This is a genomic window from Nocardia cyriacigeorgica NBRC 100375 (assembly GCF_000308555.1).
Classification (GTDB): Bacteria; Actinomycetota; Actinomycetes; order Mycobacteriales; family Mycobacteriaceae; genus Nocardia; species Nocardia cyriacigeorgica.
In genome coordinates, this window is sequence record NZ_BAFY01000302.1 from 1 (window position 1) to 2,629 (window position 2,629).

Consider the following 2,629-nt stretch of genomic DNA (forward strand, 5'->3'; position numbering starts at 1 on the left):
TTCTATACCGGTGGCTGCAACCATGGCGTGTTCGAGTTCGGTGTAGATGCGCAGCCAGCGGGTATCGCCGGCGACGTCGGTGACGTCGCCGAGGGCGGCTCTCATGGTGGGGACGCGCGAGTCGCCGTTCTTGTAGACGCGGTGGCCGAAGCCCATCACCTTCTCTTTGTTCGCGAGTTTGGCACGTAACCATTGCGCGGCACACTCGGGTTCGCCGATGGCGAGCATGTCACGCATGACGGCCTCGTTGGCGCCGCCGTGCAGCGGGCCCTTCAAGGCGCCGATCGCGGCGGTCACCGCGCTGTAGATGTCGGATCGAGTGGAGGTCACCACGCGAGCGGCGAAAGTGGAGGCGTTGAATCCGTGCTCCGCGTAGAGGATGAGCGAGGTCTCGAAAGCCCGCACGATCCGCTGATCCGGCACCGCCCCGAAGCACATGTTCAGGAAGTTCTGGGCGAACCCCAGATGCCACTGCGGCGCAACGGGTTCCAAGCCGCGCCTGCGCCGCATATCGGCGGCGATGACGGTGGGCAGTACGGCCGTCAAGCGCAGTGCCTTCGCCAGTAGCGCCTTGTCATCGGGCCTGCCGGACAGATCCTCCGCCGGGTCCTCGGACCCGAGATAGCTGACGACAGTGCGCACCACATCCATCGGATGACAGCTGTCGGGCATTTTCTGCACCAGCGAGAGAATCGACCGGTCGGCCCGCCGCTGCGCCCGTTCGCGCTGACACAACAGTTCCAGCTGCCCCGCATTCGGCAGTTCGCCGTACCACAGCAGATAGGCGACCTCTTCGAAGCAGCAGTGCCGTGCCAGGTCCTGCACGGCGTACCCGCGGTAGGTCAGCGAATTGGTCTCGGGCACCACCTTGGAAATGCTGGTGGTATCCACCACCACACCGGCGAGGCCCTTCTTGATCTCGGTCATAGCGATCACTCACTCACGGTGAAATTGAAGATTCCGGAATCGAAGTCGTTGTAGCGCTGATACTCCAGCAGTTCGTACAGCCGTGACCGATGCTGCATGGCGTCCAGCAGACCGGCTTGCGTCCCGGTGGCGGCGATCTCGCGTAAACCCTGTTCCACGGCGAACATCGCCAACCGAAGGGTGGTCACCGGATAGATCACGGCGTCGAAGCCGATCGCCTCGAGCATGCTCGCCGAAAGCAACTCCGATCGACCGAACTCGGTCATATTGGCCAGCAGAGGAACATCCACCGCCGCACGGAACTTCGCGAACTCGCCCGCGTCGGCCAGCGCCTCGGTGAAAATCAGGTCCGCGCCCGCGTCGGCATAGGCCTTCGCCCGGTCGATGGCGGCGTCCAGCCCCTCGATGGCCCTGGCGTCGGTGCGGGCGCAGATGACGAAGTTCGGGTCCCGTCGTGCCGAGACCGCGGCGCGTAGCCTGCGCACCATCTCGTCGCGATCGACCACGGCCTTACCGTCCAGATGCCCGCACCGTTTCGGATTCACCTGGTCTTCGATATGGCAGCCGGCCAGGCCCGCGTCTTCGAGCAGGGCGACGGTGCGCGCGGCGTTCATGGGCTCGCCGAACCCGGTGTCGGCGTCGATCAGCACGGGAAGATCGGTGACCCGCGCGATCTGCTGGCCACGCTCGGCGACCTCGGTCAGCGTGGTGAGCCCGATATCGGGCAACGCAAGCTCCGCCGACATCACTGCCCCCGACACGTAGACGCCCTCGAAACCCAGTTCCTGGATCAGCGTGGCGACCAGCGGGTTGAACGCACCCGGCAACCGCAGTATCCGATCAGCGGCCAGACCGGCCCGCAGCGCCATCCGTTTCTCGGCCGCGCTGGCGGCGGCCGCGAGCAGGCCCGTCATCAGAAGACCCCCTCGGGGATGGCCGGCGCGGTGGCGAGCACCTGCTCGGACACGGTGAAGGTGAGCTGATCGAGTTCGCCCGCGGCCAGTTCGGGTGCCCGTTGCGCCACGTCGAGGAAGCGGCGCTGTTCGGCGGCGTCGAGCACGCCCTCGGTCAGGACGGTGAATTTCTCGATGTACTGCGCACGCGCGAACGGCCGCGCCCCCAGCGGATGCGCATCGGCAACGGCCAGCTCGTCGGTGATGGTCTCGCCACTTTTCAACGTCACCACCGCGCGTGCGCCGAAGGCCTTCTCGCCCGGATCACTGGAGTGATAGCGCCTTGTCCATTCCTGATCCTCGACCGTGGAGATCTTGCGCCACAACTCGATGGTGTCGGGCCGTTGCGCGCGTTCGGGCGCATACGAGCGCTCGTGATGCCAGCTACCGTCCTGCAAGGCGACCGCGAAGATGTAGGGCACCGAGTGGTCGAGGGTTTCCCGGCTGGCGTGCGGATCGAACTTCTGCGGATCCCCCGAGCCGGTGCCGATCACCACATGGGTGTGGTGGCTGGTGTGCAAGACGATCGAGGCGATCTGATCCAGATCGCCGATCCGCGAACGCATCCGCCGCGCCAGGTCGATCGGCGCCTGACTCTGGTACTCGGCCGAATGCTGCTTGGTGTAGCTGTCCAGGATGGCGAGTTTCGGCTCGCCCGGACCGGGCAGCGGGACCTGATATTCGGCGTCGGGCCCGCCGAGCAGCCACGCGATCACGCCATCGGCGCCCTCCCAGATCGGTGACGGCGC

3 protein-coding genes are annotated in these 2,629 nt (G+C 66.0%); all 3 read right to left on the minus strand.

Annotated features, from left to right (window positions below):
* Positions 1 to 927: bifunctional 2-methylcitrate synthase/citrate synthase (locus RJ05_RS26155; protein ID WP_036541932.1), on the minus strand; the 927-nt coding region annotated here is incomplete at its 3' end.
* 5 nt (positions 928 to 932) lie between these two features.
* On the minus strand, positions 933 to 1,841 hold the full coding sequence (prpB, locus tag RJ05_RS26160) for a methylisocitrate lyase (RefSeq protein WP_036541930.1): 909 nt from the start codon (positions 1,839 to 1,841) through the stop codon (positions 933 to 935).
* Positions 1,841 to 2,629, minus strand: a 789-nt coding sequence (locus tag RJ05_RS26165) for an MmgE/PrpD family protein (protein WP_036541934.1), incomplete at its 5' end; no start/stop codon positions are given. The genes prpB and RJ05_RS26165, both read right to left, overlap by 1 nt.